This is a genomic window from Streptococcus sp. GMD5S (assembly GCF_000298715.2).
Classification (GTDB): Bacteria; Bacillota; Bacilli; order Lactobacillales; family Streptococcaceae; genus Streptococcus.
In genome coordinates this window covers 137170-155517 of record NZ_AJRG02000002.1, presented here as the reverse complement: position 1 = coordinate 155517, position 18348 = coordinate 137170, and the positions used below count along the sequence as shown (strand labels likewise).

At 42.5% G+C, this 18348-nt stretch carries 18 protein-coding genes and 1 tRNA gene; all 19 read left to right on the top strand.

Going from position 1 to position 18348, the window contains the following annotated elements:
* Positions 1-450, top strand: a 450-nt coding sequence (locus GMD5S_RS0202240; RefSeq protein ID WP_016893674.1) for an SAM-dependent methyltransferase, incomplete at its 5' end; no start/stop codon positions are given.
* Complete coding sequence (locus tag GMD5S_RS0202235; protein WP_001034394.1) at positions 443-874, top strand: arginine repressor; 432 nt, start codon at positions 443-445, stop codon at positions 872-874. The genes GMD5S_RS0202240 and GMD5S_RS0202235, both read left to right, overlap by 8 nt.
* A 6-nt stretch (positions 875-880) precedes the next feature.
* Positions 881-2548: a DNA repair protein RecN gene (recN, locus tag GMD5S_RS0202230; protein WP_000923546.1), complete on the top strand. Its 1668-nt coding sequence runs from the start codon at positions 881-883 to the stop codon at positions 2546-2548.
* On the top strand, positions 2549-3277 hold the full coding sequence (locus GMD5S_RS0202225) for a metallophosphoesterase family protein (protein ID WP_000133346.1): 729 nt from the start codon (positions 2549-2551) through the stop codon (positions 3275-3277).
* A gap of 78 nt (positions 3278-3355) precedes the next feature.
* Entirely contained in the window at positions 3356-5179 is a 1824-nt protein-coding gene (lepA, locus tag GMD5S_RS0202220) for a translation elongation factor 4 (RefSeq protein ID WP_001047156.1), read from the top strand.
* A 140-nt stretch (positions 5180-5319) separates the two neighbouring features.
* Positions 5320-5943: a hypothetical protein gene (locus GMD5S_RS0202215; RefSeq protein ID WP_000825985.1), complete on the top strand. Its 624-nt coding sequence runs from the start codon at positions 5320-5322 to the stop codon at positions 5941-5943.
* A gap of 80 nt (positions 5944-6023) precedes the next feature.
* On the top strand, positions 6024-6872 hold the full coding sequence (gene dprA, locus GMD5S_RS0202210) for a DNA-processing protein DprA (protein ID WP_000705327.1): 849 nt from the start codon (positions 6024-6026) through the stop codon (positions 6870-6872).
* 117 nt (positions 6873-6989) lie between these two features.
* Positions 6990-9077, top strand: a complete 2088-nt coding sequence (gene topA / locus GMD5S_RS0202205) for a type I DNA topoisomerase (RefSeq protein ID WP_000179628.1) — start codon at positions 6990-6992, stop codon at positions 9075-9077.
* 106 nt (positions 9078-9183) lie between these two features.
* Entirely contained in the window at positions 9184-9543 is a 360-nt protein-coding gene (locus tag GMD5S_RS0202200) for a YbaN family protein (RefSeq protein ID WP_001220359.1), read from the top strand.
* Positions 9544-9636: 93 nt separating this feature from the next.
* Positions 9637-10269 carry a copper homeostasis protein CutC gene (locus GMD5S_RS0202195; RefSeq protein WP_000638807.1) on the top strand — a complete coding sequence of 211 codons (633 nt, stop codon included), beginning with the start codon at positions 9637-9639 and terminating at the stop codon, positions 10267-10269.
* 43 nt (positions 10270-10312) lie between these two features.
* Entirely contained in the window at positions 10313-10969 is a 657-nt protein-coding gene (locus tag GMD5S_RS0202190; RefSeq protein WP_000461618.1) for an MmcQ/YjbR family DNA-binding protein, read from the top strand.
* A 314-nt stretch (positions 10970-11283) separates the two neighbouring features.
* Positions 11284-12846, top strand: coding sequence for a 2-isopropylmalate synthase (locus GMD5S_RS0202185; protein WP_001233214.1), 1563 nt, complete (start codon positions 11284-11286; stop codon positions 12844-12846).
* Positions 12847-12857: 11 nt separating this feature from the next.
* Positions 12858-13895 (top strand): 3-isopropylmalate dehydrogenase, encoded by a 1038-nt coding sequence (gene leuB / locus GMD5S_RS0202180; RefSeq protein WP_000162529.1) that lies wholly within the window; start codon positions 12858-12860, stop codon positions 13893-13895.
* Positions 13892-14161: a DUF1294 domain-containing protein gene (locus GMD5S_RS0202175; protein ID WP_000700085.1), complete on the top strand. Its 270-nt coding sequence runs from the start codon at positions 13892-13894 to the stop codon at positions 14159-14161. The genes leuB and GMD5S_RS0202175 overlap by 4 nt, the downstream gene beginning before the upstream one ends.
* 3 nt (positions 14162-14164) lie before the next feature.
* On the top strand, positions 14165-15547 hold the full coding sequence (gene leuC / locus GMD5S_RS0202170) for a 3-isopropylmalate dehydratase large subunit (protein ID WP_000907574.1): 1383 nt from the start codon (positions 14165-14167) through the stop codon (positions 15545-15547).
* A 9-nt stretch (positions 15548-15556) separates the two neighbouring features.
* Complete coding sequence (gene leuD, locus GMD5S_RS10160) at positions 15557-16150, top strand: 3-isopropylmalate dehydratase small subunit (protein WP_000410639.1); 594 nt, start codon at positions 15557-15559, stop codon at positions 16148-16150.
* A 25-nt stretch (positions 16151-16175) separates the two neighbouring features.
* The gene (locus tag GMD5S_RS0202160) at positions 16176-16955 is read left to right on the top strand and encodes an L-threonylcarbamoyladenylate synthase (protein ID WP_000160520.1); all 780 of its coding nucleotides are present in this window, start codon (positions 16176-16178) and stop codon (positions 16953-16955) included.
* Positions 16956-17153: 198 nt separating this feature from the next.
* Positions 17154-18140, top strand: a complete 987-nt coding sequence (locus GMD5S_RS0202155; protein ID WP_000931181.1) for a GMP reductase — start codon at positions 17154-17156, stop codon at positions 18138-18140.
* Positions 18141-18207: 67 nt separating this feature from the next.
* Positions 18208-18279, top strand: a tRNA-Arg gene (locus tag GMD5S_RS0202150).
* The last annotated feature ends 69 nt before the right edge of the window (positions 18280-18348 follow it).

Here is an 18348-nt window from a genome sequence, read left to right as displayed (position 1 = left end):
CGTCAAGACCCACGGGTTGTCAGCATGGAGCAGTTCAATTTCCGCTATGCTGAAAAGACTGATTTTGAGCAGGAACCGAGCTTTGCCAGTATTGATGTGAGTTTCATTTCCCTCAGTCTGATTTTACCTGCCTTGCACCGTGTCTTGGCTGATCAAGGTCAGGTCGTGGCTCTGGTTAAGCCCCAGTTTGAAGCAGGTCGTGAGCAGATTGGAAAGAATGGAATCATTCGCGATGCCAAGGTTCATCAACATGTCCTTGAATCTGTCACTGCTATGGCAGTTGAACAAGGTTTTTCAGTGTTTGGATTAGACTATTCACCAATCCAAGGTGGACATGGAAACATCGAATTTTTGGCATATTTGAAAAAGGAAGATGGAGCAAGTAACCAAGTTGCTCCTGAAATAGAAAAAGTTGTAGAGAGAGCACATAGAGAATTTAAAGATGAATAAAAAAGAGAGACTTGAAAAAATTAGAAGATTTGTTACAGATTATCAAATTGGGACTCAGGAAGAAATCGTTGAGCACTTAAAGGAAGCAGGTATTTCTGCTACGCAAGCCACTGTCTCAAGGGACATCAAGGAGCTTGGGATTGTTAAAATTCCTTTGAAGAACAACACCTATATCTATGAGTTGCCAAAATCAGTCGTCAAAAGTTTGCAGTTGGCTGAGGACAATATTGTGAGTTCTGAGTTAATGGGAAATATGATCAATCTTGCTGTCATTCCTGGAAATACTATTTTTGTGAAGAGTCAGTTGGTTGAAGCATTTTCTGAACAGATTTTTAGCTGTCTAGCTGATGATGATTCTATCTTAATTGTAGCTAGAACAGCAGAGGCAGCTGAGGAAATTGTTGAACAAGTCAAAAAATGGTAGGTCAGTATGTTACTTGAAATTTCGATAAAAAACTTTGCCATTATTGAGGCGATTTCACTCAATTTTGAAAAGGGTATGACTGTTTTGACCGGAGAAACGGGTGCTGGAAAGTCTATCATTATCGACGCTATGAATCTCATGTTGGGGGCTCGTGCAACGACAGATGTTATTCGTCACGGTGCGCCAAAGGCAGAGATTGAGGGACTTTTTTCGGTTGAAAATAGTCGCCTTTTACAGGAACTTTTTGATGAGCAAGGTTTAGAATTGGGGGATGAGATTATCATCCGTCGGGAAATTTTGCAAAATGGTCGTAGTGTTAGTCGCGTGAATGGTCAGATGGTCAATCTTTCTGTCTTGCGTGCCATTGGGCAACACCTTGTGGATATCCATGGTCAGCATGACCAAGAGGAGTTAATGCGTCCTCAACTGCACATCCAGATGTTGGATGAGTTTGGTGATGCTGCTTTCTTGGACTTGAAGGAGACCTATCAGACGAGCTTTGATGCCTATCGCAAAATGCGCAAGCAGGTTTTGGAAGTCAAGAAAAACCAGCAGGAACATAAGGCTCGTATTGAGATGTTGGAATTTCAAATGGCAGAGATTGAGGCAGCGAACTTACAGGCTGGTGAAGACTTAGCTCTCAACCAAGAACGAGATAAACTCCTCAATCATAAAAATATTGCGGATACGCTAACCAATGCCTACAGTATGCTGGACAATGAGGAATTCTCCAGTCTTGCTAATGTCCGTTCAGCCATGAATGACATGGAAAGTGTTGAAGAATACGACCCTGAATACCGTGAAATTTCAAGTTCTCTGTCTGAGACCTACTATGTTTTAGAAGATATTACAAAGCGTTTGGAAGATATTATTGAGGACTTGGATTTTGATGGCAATCGTCTCATGCAGGTTGAAAATCGCTTAGACCTTATAAATACTATTACACGCAAGTACGGTGGAACTGTGGACGATGTTTTGCTTTATTTTGCCAAGATTACGGAAGAGTACAATCTCTTGACTGGAAATAATCTTTCTTCCGAAGATATGGAAGCAGAACTCAAGAAATTGGAAGTTAATCTTGTTGATTTGGCAGGTCAGCTTGCATCTGCTCGCCATGATTTGGCCCAGCAGCTTGAGGCTGAGATTAAACAAGAACTTCAGGATCTCTATATGGAGAAGGCACAGTTCCAGGTTCGCTTTAGTAAGAGTAAATTCAGCCGTGAAGGAAATGAAACAGTTGGGTTTTATATTTCTACCAATCCAGGTGAAGACTTTAAACCCTTGGTCAAAGTTGCATCTGGTGGGGAATTATCCCGCCTCATGCTAGCTATTAAATCCGCCTTTTCTCGTAAAGAAGGCAAGACTAGTATTGTCTTTGATGAGGTGGATACGGGAGTTTCAGGTCGTGTGGCCCAAGCCATTGCGCAAAAGATTCATAAGATTGGTCAGCATGGTCAGGTTCTTGCTATTTCTCACCTTCCACAAGTGATTGCCATCGCGGATTATCAATTCTTTATTGAGAAGATTAGCGATGAGCACTCAACGGTGTCGACGGTTCGCCTTTTGACTTTAGAAGAGCGAGTAGAGGAAGTAGCTAAGATGTTGGCTGGGGAAAATGTAACCGAAGCTGCCCTTACCCAAGCCAGAGAATTATTGCAAACGAGGATGAAATAAATGACAGACTATTATGTAATTGGAGATGTTCACGGAAAGGCAGGTATGCTAGAAGATCTGCTCAAGACCTGGGATGGTCAAACTCAGTTGCTCTTTCTAGGGGATTTGATTGACCGAGGTGAAGACAGTCGCCGTGTTCTAGAGATGGTCAAAGACTTGGTCGACAATCAAGGAGCTATTTGTTTATCAGGTAACCATGAGTATATGTTTCTGACTTGGCTTGATGACCCAGAAGAAAGCTATGACCATTATCGTCGCAATGGTGGTGATACAACCATTAACTCAATTTTAGGTCGTCCCTTGGATGCACCAGTTGATGGCGTAGAAGATGCCAAGCGTGTTGCGACTGAAGCGGCAGACTTGGTCGAATTTATTCGTCAAATGCCATTTGTGGTAGAGACAGACAAATATATCTTTGTTCACGCAGGTATTGATTTGACCTTGGATGATTGGCATGAAACGACTGATTACAAGAAAGTCTGGCTCAGAAAGCCATTCCACGAAGCCGAAAATCATACTGGGAAAATCATTGTCTTTGGGCATACACCAGTTTATGGTTTGCTAAAGCAAGACCGAGGTACTGCTGAGCTTTGGATAACAGAGGATGGCAAGATTGGCATGGATGGAGGAGCTGTCTATGGTGGTGTCTTGCATGGGATTGTCTTTACTGACCAAGGAATGACAGAACACCACTTTATCGAGAATGATGGTTTTGTTGCCGAAGATTAGTACTCCTAGCAGGGTATGGTCTTGTCAAAATGTTAAAAACAATTTATAATTAATAGATACCCTGAAAGGAAGAGCATCATGAACTTAGAAGATTTGAAAAAACGACAGGAGAAAATCCGAAACTTCTCTATTATCGCCCATATTGACCACGGGAAATCAACGCTAGCAGACCGCATTTTGGAAAAGACGGAGACCGTTTCTAGTCGTGAAATGCAGGCCCAGCTTTTGGATAGTATGGATCTTGAACGTGAACGTGGGATTACCATTAAGTTGAATGCCATTGAGCTCAATTACACTGCAAAAGATGGCGAAACCTATATTTTCCACTTGATTGACACGCCAGGGCACGTGGACTTTACCTATGAAGTGTCGCGTTCGCTAGCTGCCTGTGAAGGAGCGATTTTGGTGGTTGATGCGGCTCAAGGGATTGAAGCGCAAACTCTTGCTAACGTTTATCTAGCCTTGGACAATGATTTGGAAATTCTGCCCGTCATTAACAAGATTGACCTACCAGCAGCCGATCCTGAGCGCGTTCGTACAGAGATTGAGGATGTCATTGGACTAGATGCCAGCGAAGCGGTCTTAGCATCAGCCAAAGCTGGTATTGGTATCGAAGAGATTCTTGAGCAAATCGTAGAGAAAGTGCCAGCCCCAACTGGTGATGTTTCAGCTCCACTCAAAGCCTTGATTTTCGACTCAGTTTATGATGCTTACCGTGGGGTTATCCTCCAAGTTCGTGTCATGGACGGAGTTGTTAAACCTGGCGATAAGATTCAACTCATGAGCAATGGAAAGACCTTTGATGTGACGGAGGTCGGAATTTTCACACCGAAAGCTGTTGGGCGTGATTTCCTAGCCACAGGTGACGTTGGTTATATTGCGGCTTCTATCAAGACGGTTCAAGACACGCGTGTCGGAGATACAGTGACCCTAGCAAGCAATCCTGCAGCAGAACCGCTAGATGGCTACAAGCAAATGAATCCTATGGTCTTTGCAGGACTTTACCCAATTGAGTCAAACAAGTACAATGACCTACGTGAAGCCTTAGAAAAATTGCAGCTCAACGATGCTAGCTTGCAGTTTGAACCAGAAACATCTCAGGCCCTTGGATTTGGTTTCCGTTGTGGATTCCTTGGACTCCTCCATATGGATGTTATCCAAGAGCGTTTAGAGCGCGAGTTCAACATTGACCTCATTATGACAGCTCCGTCTGTTATCTATAAGGTTAATCAAACTGACGGTGAGTCTATGGATGTCTCTAACCCATCAGAGTTTCCAGATCCAACTAAGATTGCGACCATTGAAGAACCTTATGTCAAGGCTCAGATTATGGTACCACAGGAGTTTGTTGGAGCGGTGATGGAACTGGCTCAGCGGAAACGTGGGGATTTTGTGACTATGGATTATATTGATGACAATCGTGTCAATGTCATCTATCAAATTCCACTTGCTGAAATCGTATTTGACTTTTTTGATAAGCTCAAGTCTTCGACGCGTGGTTATGCAAGCTTTGACTATGAATTGTCAGAGTATCGCCCATCTAAGCTGGTCAAAATGGACATCCTTCTCAATGGTGATAAGGTCGATGCTCTTAGCTTTATCGTCCACAAGGACTTTGCCTACGAACGCGGGAAACTCATCGTTGATAAGCTCAAGAAAATCATCCCTCGTCAACAGTTTGAGGTGCCGATTCAAGCAGCTATTGGACACAAAATTGTGGCTCGTACGGATATCAAGGCCCTTCGTAAAAACGTACTTGCCAAGTGTTATGGTGGTGACGTTTCGCGTAAACGCAAACTCCTTGAAAAACAAAAAGCTGGTAAGAAACGCATGAAAGCTATCGGATCAGTAGAAGTACCACAAGAAGCCTTCCTTAGCGTCTTAAGCATGGATGAAGAATAGAAATAAAAAAACTCTTGAAGATTTTTCAAGAGTTTTTGCTTTAAATGTGAGCTATAAAATCGTAAACTAACTGAATCGATTAGGTTAGAATTTGACAGAAGTCCTTATTTTTCTTATAATGCAGATGGAAAGGTGGTAGGATGAAAAGATTATTAATTTTAGGTACTGTAGTTACTATTAGTGCTTTTTTAGCTTCATGCTCCAATAAATCGCAAACAGCAACCGAAGAAAGTTCGACTGCGGTTGTTAGGTCTTCTAGCAGTCAGGAAACAAGTAGCTCTAGCTCTGCTGTTTCTGAAGCGAAAAAGGAAGAGACGCAAATCATCGGTTCGAATGAATATGGTTTTGTCAAGGTACCCAAATCATGGGTTCAATTCCATGAAGTAGAAGGTGGAAATGATATACAGTATAGTGATGGAACAGATATCAACATTGTTACGCTGAATACCTTCAAGGCTGAGCAGTTCAATATCAGCGAAGAAGAATATGCTAAACTGGATGTTGTGAATGTCTCATCTAGTATTTTAACTTCCAAAGAACAAAGCTCTGATTTCAGTAAGGTTTGGGGCTCCAAATCGACCATTGGAGGCTATGAAGCCTATGTTGTCAATGCAATTGCTAAGTCAGGGAAATACCTCGTTACCTGGGTTTTCCGATCAAATGATGGTAAAATCCGCTATGTTTCACTTGAAGGGGATGGGGAAACTTTAAAAACAATCTTACCGATGGTTGAAAGTAGCTGGTCAACTACTAAAGCTGAATAAATGAAAAAAAGAAGATCCTTGGTCTTCTTTTTATTTTTTTACGAATAGATATATGAGTAGAAAAAGAAATGGAGTTGTATATGAAGATCACAAACTATGAGATTTACAAATTGAGAAAAGCTGGGCTGAGCAATCAACAAATTTTAACAGTTCTTGAATACGATGAGACTGTAGATCAGGAGCTCTTGCTAGGTGATATTGCAGAAATATCGGGGTGCCGTAATCCTGCTGTCTTTATGGAACGCTATTTCCAGATAGATGATGCACAGTTGGAGAAGGAGTTTCAGAAATTTCCATCCTTCTCGATTCTTGATGACTGTTATCCTTGGGATCTGAGTGAGATTTATGATGCTCCAGCTCTTTTGTTTTACAAAGGGAATCTGGATTTATTGAAATTTCCAAAGGTTGCTCTTGTAGGGAGTCGTTCTTGTTCGAGTCAAGGTGCTAAGTCGATCCAGAAAATTATCCAAGGTTTAGAAAACGAGTTAATCGTGGTTAGTGGATTAGCAAAAGGAATCGATACCGCTGCCCATATGGCTGCGCTCCAGAATGGAGGACGAACGATTGCTGTCATTGGAACAGGATTGGATGTTTTTTATCCACGTGCTAATAAACGCTTGCAGGACTACATTGGAAATCATCATCTAGTGCTAAGTGAGTACGGTCCAGGTGAAGAACCCTTAAAATTTCACTTTCCAGCTCGTAATCGTATCATTGCAGGATTGTGTCGTGGAGTTATTGTGGCAGAGGCAAGGATGCGGTCAGGGAGTCTCATTACCTGTGAACGCGCCATGGAGGAAGGACGCGATGTCTTTGCTATTCCAGGGAACATTCTTGATGGCCATTCAGATGGTTGCAACCACTTGATCCAAGAGGGAGCAAAACTGATCACAAGTGGTCAAGATGTGTTAGCAGAGTTTGAATTTTAAGGAGAAATTTATTCCCTCAGATAAACTTTTCTTCTATATATAGGAGTTAAGTCTTGACAGCTATAGAAAAATGGTTTACACTTTATAAAGTTTATTACTTTGAAAAGGTGTGATAGTGTGGCTACGGCAACAAAGAAGAAAAAATCAACAGTTAAAAAAAATCTAGTCATCGTGGAGTCGCCTGCTAAGGCGAAAACGATTGAGAAATATCTAGGACGAAATTACAAGGTTCTAGCCAGTGTTGGACATATCCGAGATTTGAAAAAATCCAGTATGTCTGTTGATATTGAAAACAATTATGAACCACAGTATATCAATATCCGTGGAAAAGGCCCTCTCATTAATGACTTGAAAAAAGAAGCTAAAAAGGCCAATAAAGTCTTTCTGGCGAGTGACCCGGACCGTGAAGGAGAAGCAATTTCCTGGCATTTGGCTCATATCCTTGATTTGGATGAGAATGATGCCAATCGTGTGGTCTTTAATGAAATCACCAAAGACGCAGTAAAAAATGCTTTTAAAGAACCTCGCAAGATTGATATGGACTTGGTCGATGCCCAACAAGCTCGTCGTGTCTTGGACCGCTTAGTAGGCTATTCGATTTCGCCAATTTTGTGGAAAAAGGTCAAGAAGGGCTTATCAGCAGGACGCGTGCAGTCAGTTGCCCTTAAGCTCATCATTGACCGTGAAAATGAAATCAATGCCTTCCAACCGGAAGAATACTGGACAATTGATGGTGTCTTTAAGAAGGGAACCAAGCAATTTCAGGCTTCTTTCTATGGTATGAATGGCAAAAAGATGAAATTGACCACCAATGAAGAGGTCAAAGAAGTCTTGTCCCATTTGACTAGTAAAGATTTCACAGTAGACCAGGTAGATAAGAAAGAACGCAAACGCAATGCGCCCCTACCTTATACGACTTCAACCATGCAGATGGATGCGGCTAACAAAATCAATTTCCGTACTCGAAAGACCATGATGGTGGCTCAACAGCTCTATGAAGGGATCAATATCGGATCGGGCGTGCAAGGTTTGATTACCTATATGCGTACAGACTCGACTCGTATCAGTCCTGTGGCTCAGAATGAAGCGGCAAGCTATATTAACGAGCGTTTTGGTAGCAAGTATTCCAAGCATGGTAGCAAGGTCAAGAATGCCTCAGGTGCTCAGGATGCTCACGAAGCCATTCGTCCATCTAGTGTCTTTAACACACCTGAAAGCATCGCTAAGTACTTGGACAAAGACCAGCTTAAGCTCTATACCCTTATCTGGAACCGTTTTGTGGCTAGCCAGATGACAGCTGCTATCTTTGATACCATGGCTGTTAAGCTCTCTCAAAATGGGGTTCAGTTTGCGGCGAATGGAAGCCAAGTTAAGTTTGATGGGTATCTTGCTATTTATAATGACTCTGACAAGAACAAAATGTTGCCAGATATGGCTGTTGGAGATGTGGTCAAACAGGTCAATAGCAAGCCAGAACAACATTTCACCCAACCGCCAGCTCGCTATTCGGAAGCAACTCTTATCAAGACCTTGGAAGAAAATGGGGTTGGACGTCCGTCAACCTATGCTCCGACCATTGAAACTATCCAAAAACGTTACTACGTTCGTCTGGCTGCTAAACGTTTTGAACCGACAGAACTGGGAGAAATTGTCAATAAACTCATTGTTGAATATTTCCCAGATATCGTAAATGTGACCTTCACAGCTGAGATGGAAGGAAAACTGGATGATGTCGAGGTTGGAAAAGAGCAGTGGCAACGGGTCATTGACGCCTTTTACAAACCATTCTCTAAAGAAGTAGCCAAGGCAGAAGCTGAAATGGAAAAAATCCAGATCAAGGATGAGCCAGCTGGATTTGACTGTGAGGTTTGTGGCAGTCCGATGGTGATTAAGCTAGGACGTTTTGGTAAATTCTATGCTTGCAGCAACTTCCCAGACTGCCGTCACACACAAGCAATTGTCAAAGAGATTGGAGTCGAGTGTCCAAGCTGTCATCAAGGACAAATCATCGAACGCAAAACCAAGCGCAATCGTATCTTCTATGGTTGCAATCGCTATCCAGAATGTGAGTTTACTTCCTGGGACAAACCAATTGGCCGTGACTGTCCAAAATGCGGACACTTCCTAGTGGAGAAAAAAGTCCGTGGTGGTGGTAAGCAGGTTGTATGTAGTAATGGCGACTACGAAGAAGAGAAAATTAAATAAAATGCAGAGTCCTGAAAATAAATTTCAGGCTCTTTTTACTTGAAGCTTGACAAATTTCCTCACTTTGTGGGAAACTAGTAGAAGATTATTTCAATTAGGAGAAGACATGCGTATTATTTACCTAAGTATTGGTTTTATTTCTTTAGCCTTGGCTCTTGTTGGGGTTGTCTTGCCCCTCTTGCCAACAACACCCTTCCTTTTGCTATCAATTGCTTGCTTTTCCAAGTCTTCAAAGAGATTTGAAGACTGGCTTTATCATACAAAGCTTTATCAGACTTATGTAGCGGACTTTCGGGAAACCAAGTCAATCGCGCGTGAACGAAAGAAAAAAATTATCGTATCTATCTATATCTTGATGGGGATTTCTATTTATTTTGCCCCTCTTTTACCAGTCAAAATCGGTCTGGGAGCCCTGACTATCTTTATTACCTACTATCTCTTTAAAGTCATTCCTGACAAAGAATAGATAAAAATAGTAGTTATTTGCCTTGATAAAAATGAAAGCATATTTAAAATAATATGATATAATAAATTTAAAGAAAACATCAAGGAGAATCAAATGATTTACGAATTTTGTGCTGAAAATGTGACCTTGCTTGAAAAAGCGATGCAGGCTGGAGCTCGTCGAATCGAACTTTGTGACAATCTAGCAGTGGGTGGAACAACACCTAGCTATGGAGTGACCAAGGCGGCGGTTGAACTGGCAGCTAACTACGACACCACCATCATGACCATGATTCGTCCCCGTGGTGGCGACTTTGTCTATACTGATCTTGAAATAGCGATCATGCTAGAAGACATTCGTTTGACTACTCAGGCTGGAAGTCAAGGGGTTGTATTTGGGGCATTAACTGCTGATAAGAAGTTGGATAAGCCTAATCTTGAGAAGCTGATTACCGCATCTAAAGGAATGGAAATTGTCTTTCACATGGCCTTTGATGAATTAAGTGATGAAGACCAGTTGGAAGCCATTGACTGGCTCAGCCAAGCCGGAGTCACTCGTATCTTAACTCGTGCTGGAGTTTCTGAGGACTCGCTAGACAAACGTTTTGCTCACTATCACAGAATTTTGGAACATGCAAAAGGTAAAATTGAAATCTTACCAGGTGGAGGAATTGACTTGGACAACCGTCAAACCTTTATCGACCAACTTGGTGTGACACAATTGCATGGAACCAAGGTTGTCTTTTAAAAAATAGAAAGGAACTGCTAGCTTTTGGTAGCAGTTTTCACTTATGTTTGAAATTTTTAACTCCTATCAGTTTAATAAAGAAAAAGCCCATGCCTATGGTTTTGTAGAAAATGAGGAATTCTGGACTTATAGTTGCCAGATTTTGCAGGGTGAATTTTTCATGACACTCTCCATCACTCCTGATAATGTGAGCTTTCAGGTTTTTGACCAGGAAACGGGAGATCTCTATCCTCAAGTTCATATGGAAAGCATGCGTGGGAGTTTTGTTGCAAGTGTCCGTGAGGCTTGTTTGGAGATTCTTTACCAGATTCGGAAGGCTTGTTTTGATGTGCAGGATTTTATCTATCCTCAGACTAAGCGTATCGTGGCTCAAGTTCTGGAAAAGTATGGCAATCAGTTGGAGTATCTGTGGGAAAAGTCTCCTGATACTGCTGTATTGCGCCATGAAGGCAATCAAAAGTGGTATGCTGTTGTGATGAGAATTCCATGGAATAAGCTGGAAAAGGGCAGAGAAGGACTAGTCGAAGCAGTCAACCTCAAACACGACCAAGTAGCTGACTTGCTTTCAAAAAAAGGCATTTATCCAGCATTCCATATGAACAAACGCTACTGGCTTAGTCTGGCGCTTGATGATAGTTTGCAAGATGAAGAAGTGTTAGAACTCATCGAAAGAAGTTGGAAATTGACTGTGAAAAAATAGGGAAATTCGCTTGAGTTTTCAAATACTTTCAATTAGCAAAATATTCTTTACTGAAGAAATTTTCAGAAAATAATGGATTTTTTCTTGACAAGTGTTTTTCGCTATGCTAAAATACTAAACAAGATATCAAACGAAGGAGAAAGTCAAACATGAAAACAGCTAAGTTTAATCAATTTGCTTTGTTGTTGAGGTACTCGGGCTAGTGCAAAAGCATTAGTCCTGTTTGGCTTACCAAGCGGGAGTAAATCAACATCTCGCTTGGGCTTCTAAGCGAGATGTTTTTTTAAAACCACATTTGGAAAAGGGGAAATCTTATGCGTAAAGTTGAATTTTTTGATACAAGCCTTCGTGATGGGGAACAAACACCTGGTGTTAACTTCTCAATAAAGGAAAAAGTTTCCATTGCAAGGCAGCTGGAGAAATGGGGAATTTCTGTAATTGAAGCTGGTTTTCCGGCTGCTAGTCCAGATTCATTTATAGCCGTTCAAGAAATTGCTAGAGCCATGAAAAAAACAGCAGTGACAGGATTAGCTCGTTCTGTAAAATCTGATATTGATGCTTGTTATGAGGCTCTTAAGGATGCCAAGTATCCTCAAATTCATGTCTTTATCGCTACCAGTCCGATTCACCGCAAGTATAAGCTCAATAAGAGCAAGGAAGAGATTTTAGAAGCTATCAAGGAACATGTTTCTTATGCACGTTCTAAGTTTGAAATCGTCGAATTCTCTCCTGAAGATGCGACTAGAACAGAGTTGGATTTCCTCTTACAAGTCGTTCAAACAGCGGTCGATGCAGGTGCATCTTATATCAATATCCCTGACACAGTTGGCTTTACGACTCCAGAAGAGTTTGCACGTATCTTTGATTACTTGACTGAAAATATTAAATCAGATCATAAAGTTGTCTTTGGTGTCCACTGTCACGATGATCTCGGTATGGCAACTGCAAATACTTTGACAGCAATTAAACACGGTGCTGGACGTGTCCAGGGAACCATTAATGGTATCGGTGAACGCGCAGGTAATGTTGCTCTTGAAGAAGTAGCTGTTGCTTTGAAGATTCGTGAGGATTTCTTCCAAGCCACTAGTGATATTGTTTTGGATGAAACAATGAATACGTCTGAAATGGTTTCTCGCTTTTCTGGTATTCCAGTTCCTAAAAACAAGGCTGTGGTTGGTGGCAATGCCTTCTCTCATGAATCGGGCATTCACCAAGATGGAGTCCTTAAAAATCCTCTCACTTATGAGATCATCACACCTGAATTGGTCGGCGTTAAGAGTAATAGTCTTCCGCTTGGAAAATTGTCAGGTCGCCACGCTTTTGTAGAAAAACTAAGAGAATTGGCCCTAGATTTTACAGAAGAGGATATCAAACCACTCTTCGTTAAGTTCAAGGCACTAGCGGACAAGAAACAAGAAATCACAGATGCAGATATTCGAGCTCTGGTGGCTGGAACCATGGTTGAAAACCCAGAAGGCTTCCACTTTGATGATTTGCAACTTCAAACCCATGCAGATAATGACATTGAAGCGCTTGTTAGTCTGGCTAATATGGATGGTGAAAAAGTCGAATTTAATGCGACAGGACAAGGTTCCGTTGAAGCGATCTTTAACGCTATCGATAAGTTCTTTAACCAATCTGTCCGCTTGGTGTCCTATACCATCGATGCGGTAACAGATGGAATCGATGCCCAAGCTCGTGTCTTGGTAACTGTTGAAAACAGAGATACAGAAACCATCTTTAACGCAGCAGGTCTCGATTTCGATGTATTGAAGGCTTCGGCTATTGCTTATATCAATGCCAATACCTTTGTTCAAAAAGAGAATGCAGGTGAGATGGGGCGTAGCGTTTCCTACCGAGACATGCCTAGTGTGTAAAGGAGAAGGCTATGACAAAGAAAATAGTAGCACTAGCAGGGGATGGAATCGGTCCAGAAATTATGGAAGCTGGTTTAACGGTTCTGGAAGCTCTAGCTTCAAAAACAGGCTTTGACTATGAGATAGACAGACGCCCCTTTGGAGGTGCGGGTATTGATGCTGCGGGGCATCCCTTACCTGATGAAACCCTCAAGGCATGTAGAGAAGCAGATGCTATTCTCCTTGCGGCTATCGGTAGTCCTCAGTATGATGGAGCATCGGTTCGGCCTGAACAAGGCTTGCTGGCTCTTCGTAAGGAACTCAATCTCTATGCCAATATTCGCCCTGTTAAGATTTTTGACAGTCTCAAGCATTTATCACCTCTCAAACCGGAACGAATTGCTGGTGTAGACTTTGTCGTGGTGCGTGAGTTGACAGGTGGGATTTACTTTGGGGATCATATCCTTGAAGAGCGCAAAGCGCGTGATATCAACGACTACAGCTATGAGGAAGTAGAGCGGATCATTCGCAAGACATTTGAAATCGCAAGAAGTCGCAGAAAAATCGTTACTAGTATCGATAAGCAAAATGTGTTAGCAACGTCGAAACTCTGGCGCAGAGTAGCTGAGGAAGTCGCGCAAGATTTCCCAGATGTGGCCTTGGAACACCAGTTGGTGGACTCGGCTGCCATGCTCATGATTACCAATCCTGCTAAGTTCGATGTCATCGTGACAGAGAATCTTTTCGGAGATATCTTATCTGATGAATCAAGCGTTCTATCAGGTACGCTTGGAGTTATGCCATCAGCCAGTCATTCTGAAAAGGGGCCAAGTCTTTATGAACCTATTCATGGTTCGGCACCTGATATTGCAGGTCAAGGAATTGCCAATCCTATTTCCATGATTTTGTCAGTTGCCATGATGTTGAGAGACAGTTTTGGACGTTATGAGGATGCAGAGCGTATCGAGCGTGCTATTGAAGCTAGTTTAGCGGCTGGTGTTTTAACTAGAGATATTGGAGGACAGGCTTCGACCAAGGAGATGACAGAAGCCATCATTGAAAGATTATGAAGATAAATGAAGGAATCACACTTGCCCTTTTGATTTGGAATCTGCTGATTTTCTTGATTTATGGCATTGACAAAGCAAAGGCAAGGAGAGGGGCTTGGCGCATCCCTGAGAAAATCTTACTTATTTTAGCCTTTACTTGTGGTGGTTTTGGTGCCTGGTTGGCAGGAATCACCTTTCATCACAAGACTAGAAAATGGTATTTTAAAACGGTTTGGTTTCTCGGGATGGTGACCACACTAGTAGCCTTATATTTTATTTGGAGGTAATGGATGGCAGGAAAATCAATTTTTGATAAATTATGGGACCGTCATGTCATCACAGGAGAAGAAGGGCAGCCCCAACTCATGTATGTGGACCAGCACTATATTCATGAAGTGACCAGTCCCCAAGCTTTTCAAGGATTACGAGATGCAGGCCGCAGATTGAGACGACCAGACTTGACATTTGGGACCTTTGACCACAATGTACCGACGGTCAATATCTACGATATTCGAGATGTCATTTCCAAGGCTCAAATTGATAAGCTTGCTGAAAATGTTGAGGAGTTTGGGATTGAACATGCGGCCCACGGTTCTGAAAAGCAGGGAATTGTTCACATGGTTGGTCCAGAAACAGGACGGACGCAACCAGGAAAATTCATCGTCTGTGGAGACAGCCACACAGCTACTCACGGAGCTTTCGGAGCTATCGCTTTTGGGATTGGGACCAGTGAGGTCGAGCATGTCTTTGCTACCCAGACCCTCTGGCAGGTCAAACCCAAGAAAATGCTGGTAGAATTCACTGGTGTTCCTCAAAAAGGAGTTTATTCTAAGGATTACATTCTCGCCTTAATTGCCAAGTACGGCGTTGCCTGTGGTGTTGGCTATGTGGTTGAATATCGTGGACAAGCCATTGATGCACTGACCATGGAAGAGAGAATGACCATCTGCAATATGTCCATCGAGTTTGGCTCCAAGATGGGAATTATGAATCCAGATCAGACCACCTATGACTATCTCAAGGGACGGGAATGTGTTCCAGAGGACTTTGAGGAGGCGGTTGCCGACTGGAAAAACCTAGTTAGCGATGACGATGCTGTCTATGATAAGGTTATCCGGATGGATGTCTCAGACTTGGCTCCTATGGTGACCTGGGGAACAAATCCTGCTATGGGGGTTGATTTTGACAGTAGATTCCCAGAAATTAAGGATATGAATGATGAGCGCGCTTATCATTACATGGACTTGGAGCCTGGTCAAAAGCCAGCGGATATTGAACTAGGCTATATCTTTATTGGCTCTTGTACCAATGCTCGGCTCAGTGACTTACAGCTGGCTGCGCGATTTGTCAAAGGGAAGAAGATTGCTCCCAATCTAACAGCAATCGTAGTACCAGGTTCTCGTCCTGTCAAACGAGCTGCTGAGAAGTTGGGCTTGGATAAGGTCTTCTTAGATGCTGGCTTTGAGTGGCGAGACCCAGGTTGCTCTATGTGCCTAGGGATGAATCCTGACAAGGTCCCTGATGGTGTCCACTGTGCCTCAACCAGTAACCGCAACTTTGAAGACAGACAAGGATTTGGTGCTAAAACCCATCTCTGCAGTCCAGCCATGGCAGCGGCGGCAGCTATAGCAGGGCGCTTCGTAGATGTTCGGCAAATGCCAGAGGCCCAGTAAGGAGAGGATATGGAGAAATTTACAGTTTATACGGGAACGACCGTTCCTCTCATGAATGATAACATTGACACCGACCAAATACTTCCTAAGCAGTTTCTCAAGTTAATTGATAAAAAAGGCTTTGGTAAGTACCTCATGTATGCTTGGCGTTATCTGGACGATAACTACACTGAGGATCCAGACTTTGTCTTTAACCGACCTGAATACCGAAAAGCCAGTATCCTCATCTCAGGGGATAACTTTGGGGCAGGTTCTTCGAGGGAACACGCAGCTTGGGCTCTAGCCGACTATGGTTTTAAGGTCGTGATTGCAGGCTCTTTCGGGGACATTCATTACAATAATGAACTCAATAATGGCATGTTGCCCATTGTTCAGCCTAGGGAGGTTAGAGAAAAACTAGCCCAACTTAAACCGACCGATCAGGTAACTGTGGACTTGGAACAACAAAAAATCATCTCACCAGTCGGAGAATTCACTTTCGAAATTGATAGAGAATGGAAACACAAGCTTTTAAATGGTTTGGATGATATCGGAATTACCTTGCAGTATGAGGACTTGATTGCTGCCTATGAAAAACGACGACCAGCCTACTGGCAGGATTAGTAAAAATAGAAAAGGAAATAGAACTATGACAAAACACATTCAATGGAACGGAACACTTTCACAAGAAGGCTATAACATTTTAAAAGGTGAGGGCGGATGTATCGTTTGTCCTACTAAAGTTGGTTACATTATCATGACTAGCGATAAGGCAGGTCTTGAACGCAAATTTGAAGCCAAAGAGCGTAACCGTAACAAACCAGGTGTTGTTCTCTGCGGTAGCATGGACGAGCTTCGCGCTTTAGCACAACTCAACCCAGAAATTGAAGCCTTCTACCAAAAACATTGGGACGAAGATATTCTCCTAGGTTGTATCCTTCCTTGGAAACCAGAAGCCTTTGAGAAACTCAAAGCATACGGTGATGGCCGTGAAGAACTTATGACTGACGTGCGTGGTACTAGCTGTTTTGTCATCAAGTTTGGTAAAGCTGGTGAACAACTGGCTGCCAAACTTTGGGAAGAAGGTAAAATGGTCTACGCCTCATCAGCTAACCCATCTGGAAAAGGAAACCGTGGTAAGGTGGAAGGTATCGGGGAACGGATCGAAGGAGCAGTGGATCTTGTCATTGAAGCAGACGACTATGTGGCATCTATCCAACCTGACAAAACGATTGAAACTCGCTACGAGCAAGGTGTGATGGTATCTATGGTTGATAAAGATGGTAAGCTCATCCCAGAACAAGGAGGAGACCGTTCAATCTCACCAGCACCAGTCGTTATCCGCAAAGGGCTTGACATTGATAAAATCATGATGCATTTGTCAGATACCTTTAACTCATGGGACTACCGCCAGGGTGAGTATTATTAAGATTGGAGAAGAGGAGAGAATCTAATCTCTCTTTTTTCTCTTTCTATTTCCGAAACAAAAACCGAACTATATAATTTGATTATTAAAAATATTTGACAAAAACTGTACTTTGGCTTATAATAAGTTAAGGAAACGTCGGAAAAGGCGTAGGGATGCGCAAGCATAGGTAGGTCATTACAAAAGAAACGAGACATCGATATGTTAAATGAATTTCCAATTTTTGATTACGAAGATATTCAGTTGATCCCAAATAAATGTGTCATTAAAAGCCGTGCAGAAGCAGACACGAGTGTCACACTTGGAAATCACACTTTCAAACTACCCGTTGTACCTGCAAATATGCAGACGATTTTGGATGAGAACGTAGCAGAGCAGCTTGCTAAAGGTGGTTACTTCTACATTATGCATCGTTTTGACGAGGCTGGGCGCATTCCTTTTATCAAGCGCATGCACAACCAAGGGCTCATTGCTTCCATTTCTGTCGGTGTCAAGGACTACGAGTATGACTTTGTTAGCCAACTCAAGGCTGATGCTCCGGAATATATCACGATTGATATTGCTCATGGTCATGCAGATAGTGTGATTTCAATGATTCAACACATCAAGAAAGAATTACCAGATACTTTTGTCATTGCTGGTAACGTTGGGACACCAGAAGCTGTTCGTGAATTGGAAAATGCCGGTGCGGATGCTACTAAGGTTGGAATCGGTCCTGGTAAGGTTTGTATCACCAAGGTCAAGACTGGTTTTGGTACAGGTGGCTGGCAGTTGGCTGCCCTTCGCTGGTGTGCTAAGGCTGCGCGTAAACCGATCATCGCTGATGGTGGCATTCGTACTCATGGTGATATTGCCAAGTCTATTCGTTTCGGTGCCAGCATGGTCATGATTGGTTCCCTTTTTGCAGGACATATCGAAAGCCCAGGAAAGACGATTGAAGTCGATGGCGAACAATTCAAAGAATACTATGGTTCAGCTTCTCAATACCAAAAGGGTGCTTATAAAAATGTGGAAGGAAAACGTATCTTACTGCCTGCTAAAGGGCATTTGCAAGACACCCTTACTGAGATGGAGCAGGACTTGCAAAGTGCTATCTCTTATGCAGGTGGACGAAAGGTTGCTGACCTCAAACACGTTGATTATGTTATCGTGAAAAACTCTATCTGGAACGGGGATGCTTCCCACTAATGGACGCTTAGTCTACCCATAAAAAACTTGTTATTAGAGCAAATTTCTGTTATAATAAGACAAGTTTCCACCCTTAGTGTAATGGATATCACGTAAGATTCCGGTTCTTGAGATGGGGGTTCGATTCCCTCAGGGTGGATGTAAAAAGCCTATGAAAGCCTTAAATAAGGCTTTTTTCTTTATCTCGCCCCAAGTTTATCCCTAAAAT

Excerpts from the sequence above, each read along its gene's own strand:
- GMD5S_RS0202155 (WP_000931181.1), top strand. The coding sequence starts at position 17,154 with ATGTTAAATGAATTTCCAATTTTTGATTACGAAGATATTCAGTTGATC.
- leuD (WP_000410639.1), top strand. The coding sequence starts at position 15,557 with ATGGAGAAATTTACAGTTTATACGGGAACGACCGTTCCTCTCATGAAT.
- dprA (WP_000705327.1), top strand. The coding sequence starts at position 6,024 with ATGAAGATCACAAACTATGAGATTTACAAATTGAGAAAAGCTGGGCTG.
- GMD5S_RS0202190 (WP_000461618.1), top strand. The coding sequence starts at position 10,313 with ATGTTTGAAATTTTTAACTCCTATCAGTTTAATAAAGAAAAAGCCCAT.
- leuB (WP_000162529.1), top strand. The coding sequence starts at position 12,858 with ATGACAAAGAAAATAGTAGCACTAGCAGGGGATGGAATCGGTCCAGAA.
- GMD5S_RS0202160 (WP_000160520.1), top strand. The coding sequence starts at position 16,176 with ATGACAAAACACATTCAATGGAACGGAACACTTTCACAAGAAGGCTAT.
- GMD5S_RS0202185 (WP_001233214.1), top strand. The coding sequence starts at position 11,284 with ATGCGTAAAGTTGAATTTTTTGATACAAGCCTTCGTGATGGGGAACAA.
- recN (WP_000923546.1), top strand. The coding sequence starts at position 881 with ATGTTACTTGAAATTTCGATAAAAAACTTTGCCATTATTGAGGCGATT.
- leuC (WP_000907574.1), top strand. The coding sequence starts at position 14,165 with ATGGCAGGAAAATCAATTTTTGATAAATTATGGGACCGTCATGTCATC.
- GMD5S_RS0202195 (WP_000638807.1), top strand. The coding sequence starts at position 9,637 with ATGATTTACGAATTTTGTGCTGAAAATGTGACCTTGCTTGAAAAAGCG.
- GMD5S_RS0202225 (WP_000133346.1), top strand. The coding sequence starts at position 2,549 with ATGACAGACTATTATGTAATTGGAGATGTTCACGGAAAGGCAGGTATG.
- GMD5S_RS0202175 (WP_000700085.1), top strand. The coding sequence starts at position 13,892 with ATGAAGATAAATGAAGGAATCACACTTGCCCTTTTGATTTGGAATCTG.
- lepA (WP_001047156.1), top strand. The coding sequence starts at position 3,356 with ATGAACTTAGAAGATTTGAAAAAACGACAGGAGAAAATCCGAAACTTC.
- GMD5S_RS0202200 (WP_001220359.1), top strand. The coding sequence starts at position 9,184 with ATGCGTATTATTTACCTAAGTATTGGTTTTATTTCTTTAGCCTTGGCT.
- GMD5S_RS0202235 (WP_001034394.1), top strand. The coding sequence starts at position 443 with ATGAATAAAAAAGAGAGACTTGAAAAAATTAGAAGATTTGTTACAGAT.
- GMD5S_RS0202215 (WP_000825985.1), top strand. The coding sequence starts at position 5,320 with ATGAAAAGATTATTAATTTTAGGTACTGTAGTTACTATTAGTGCTTTT.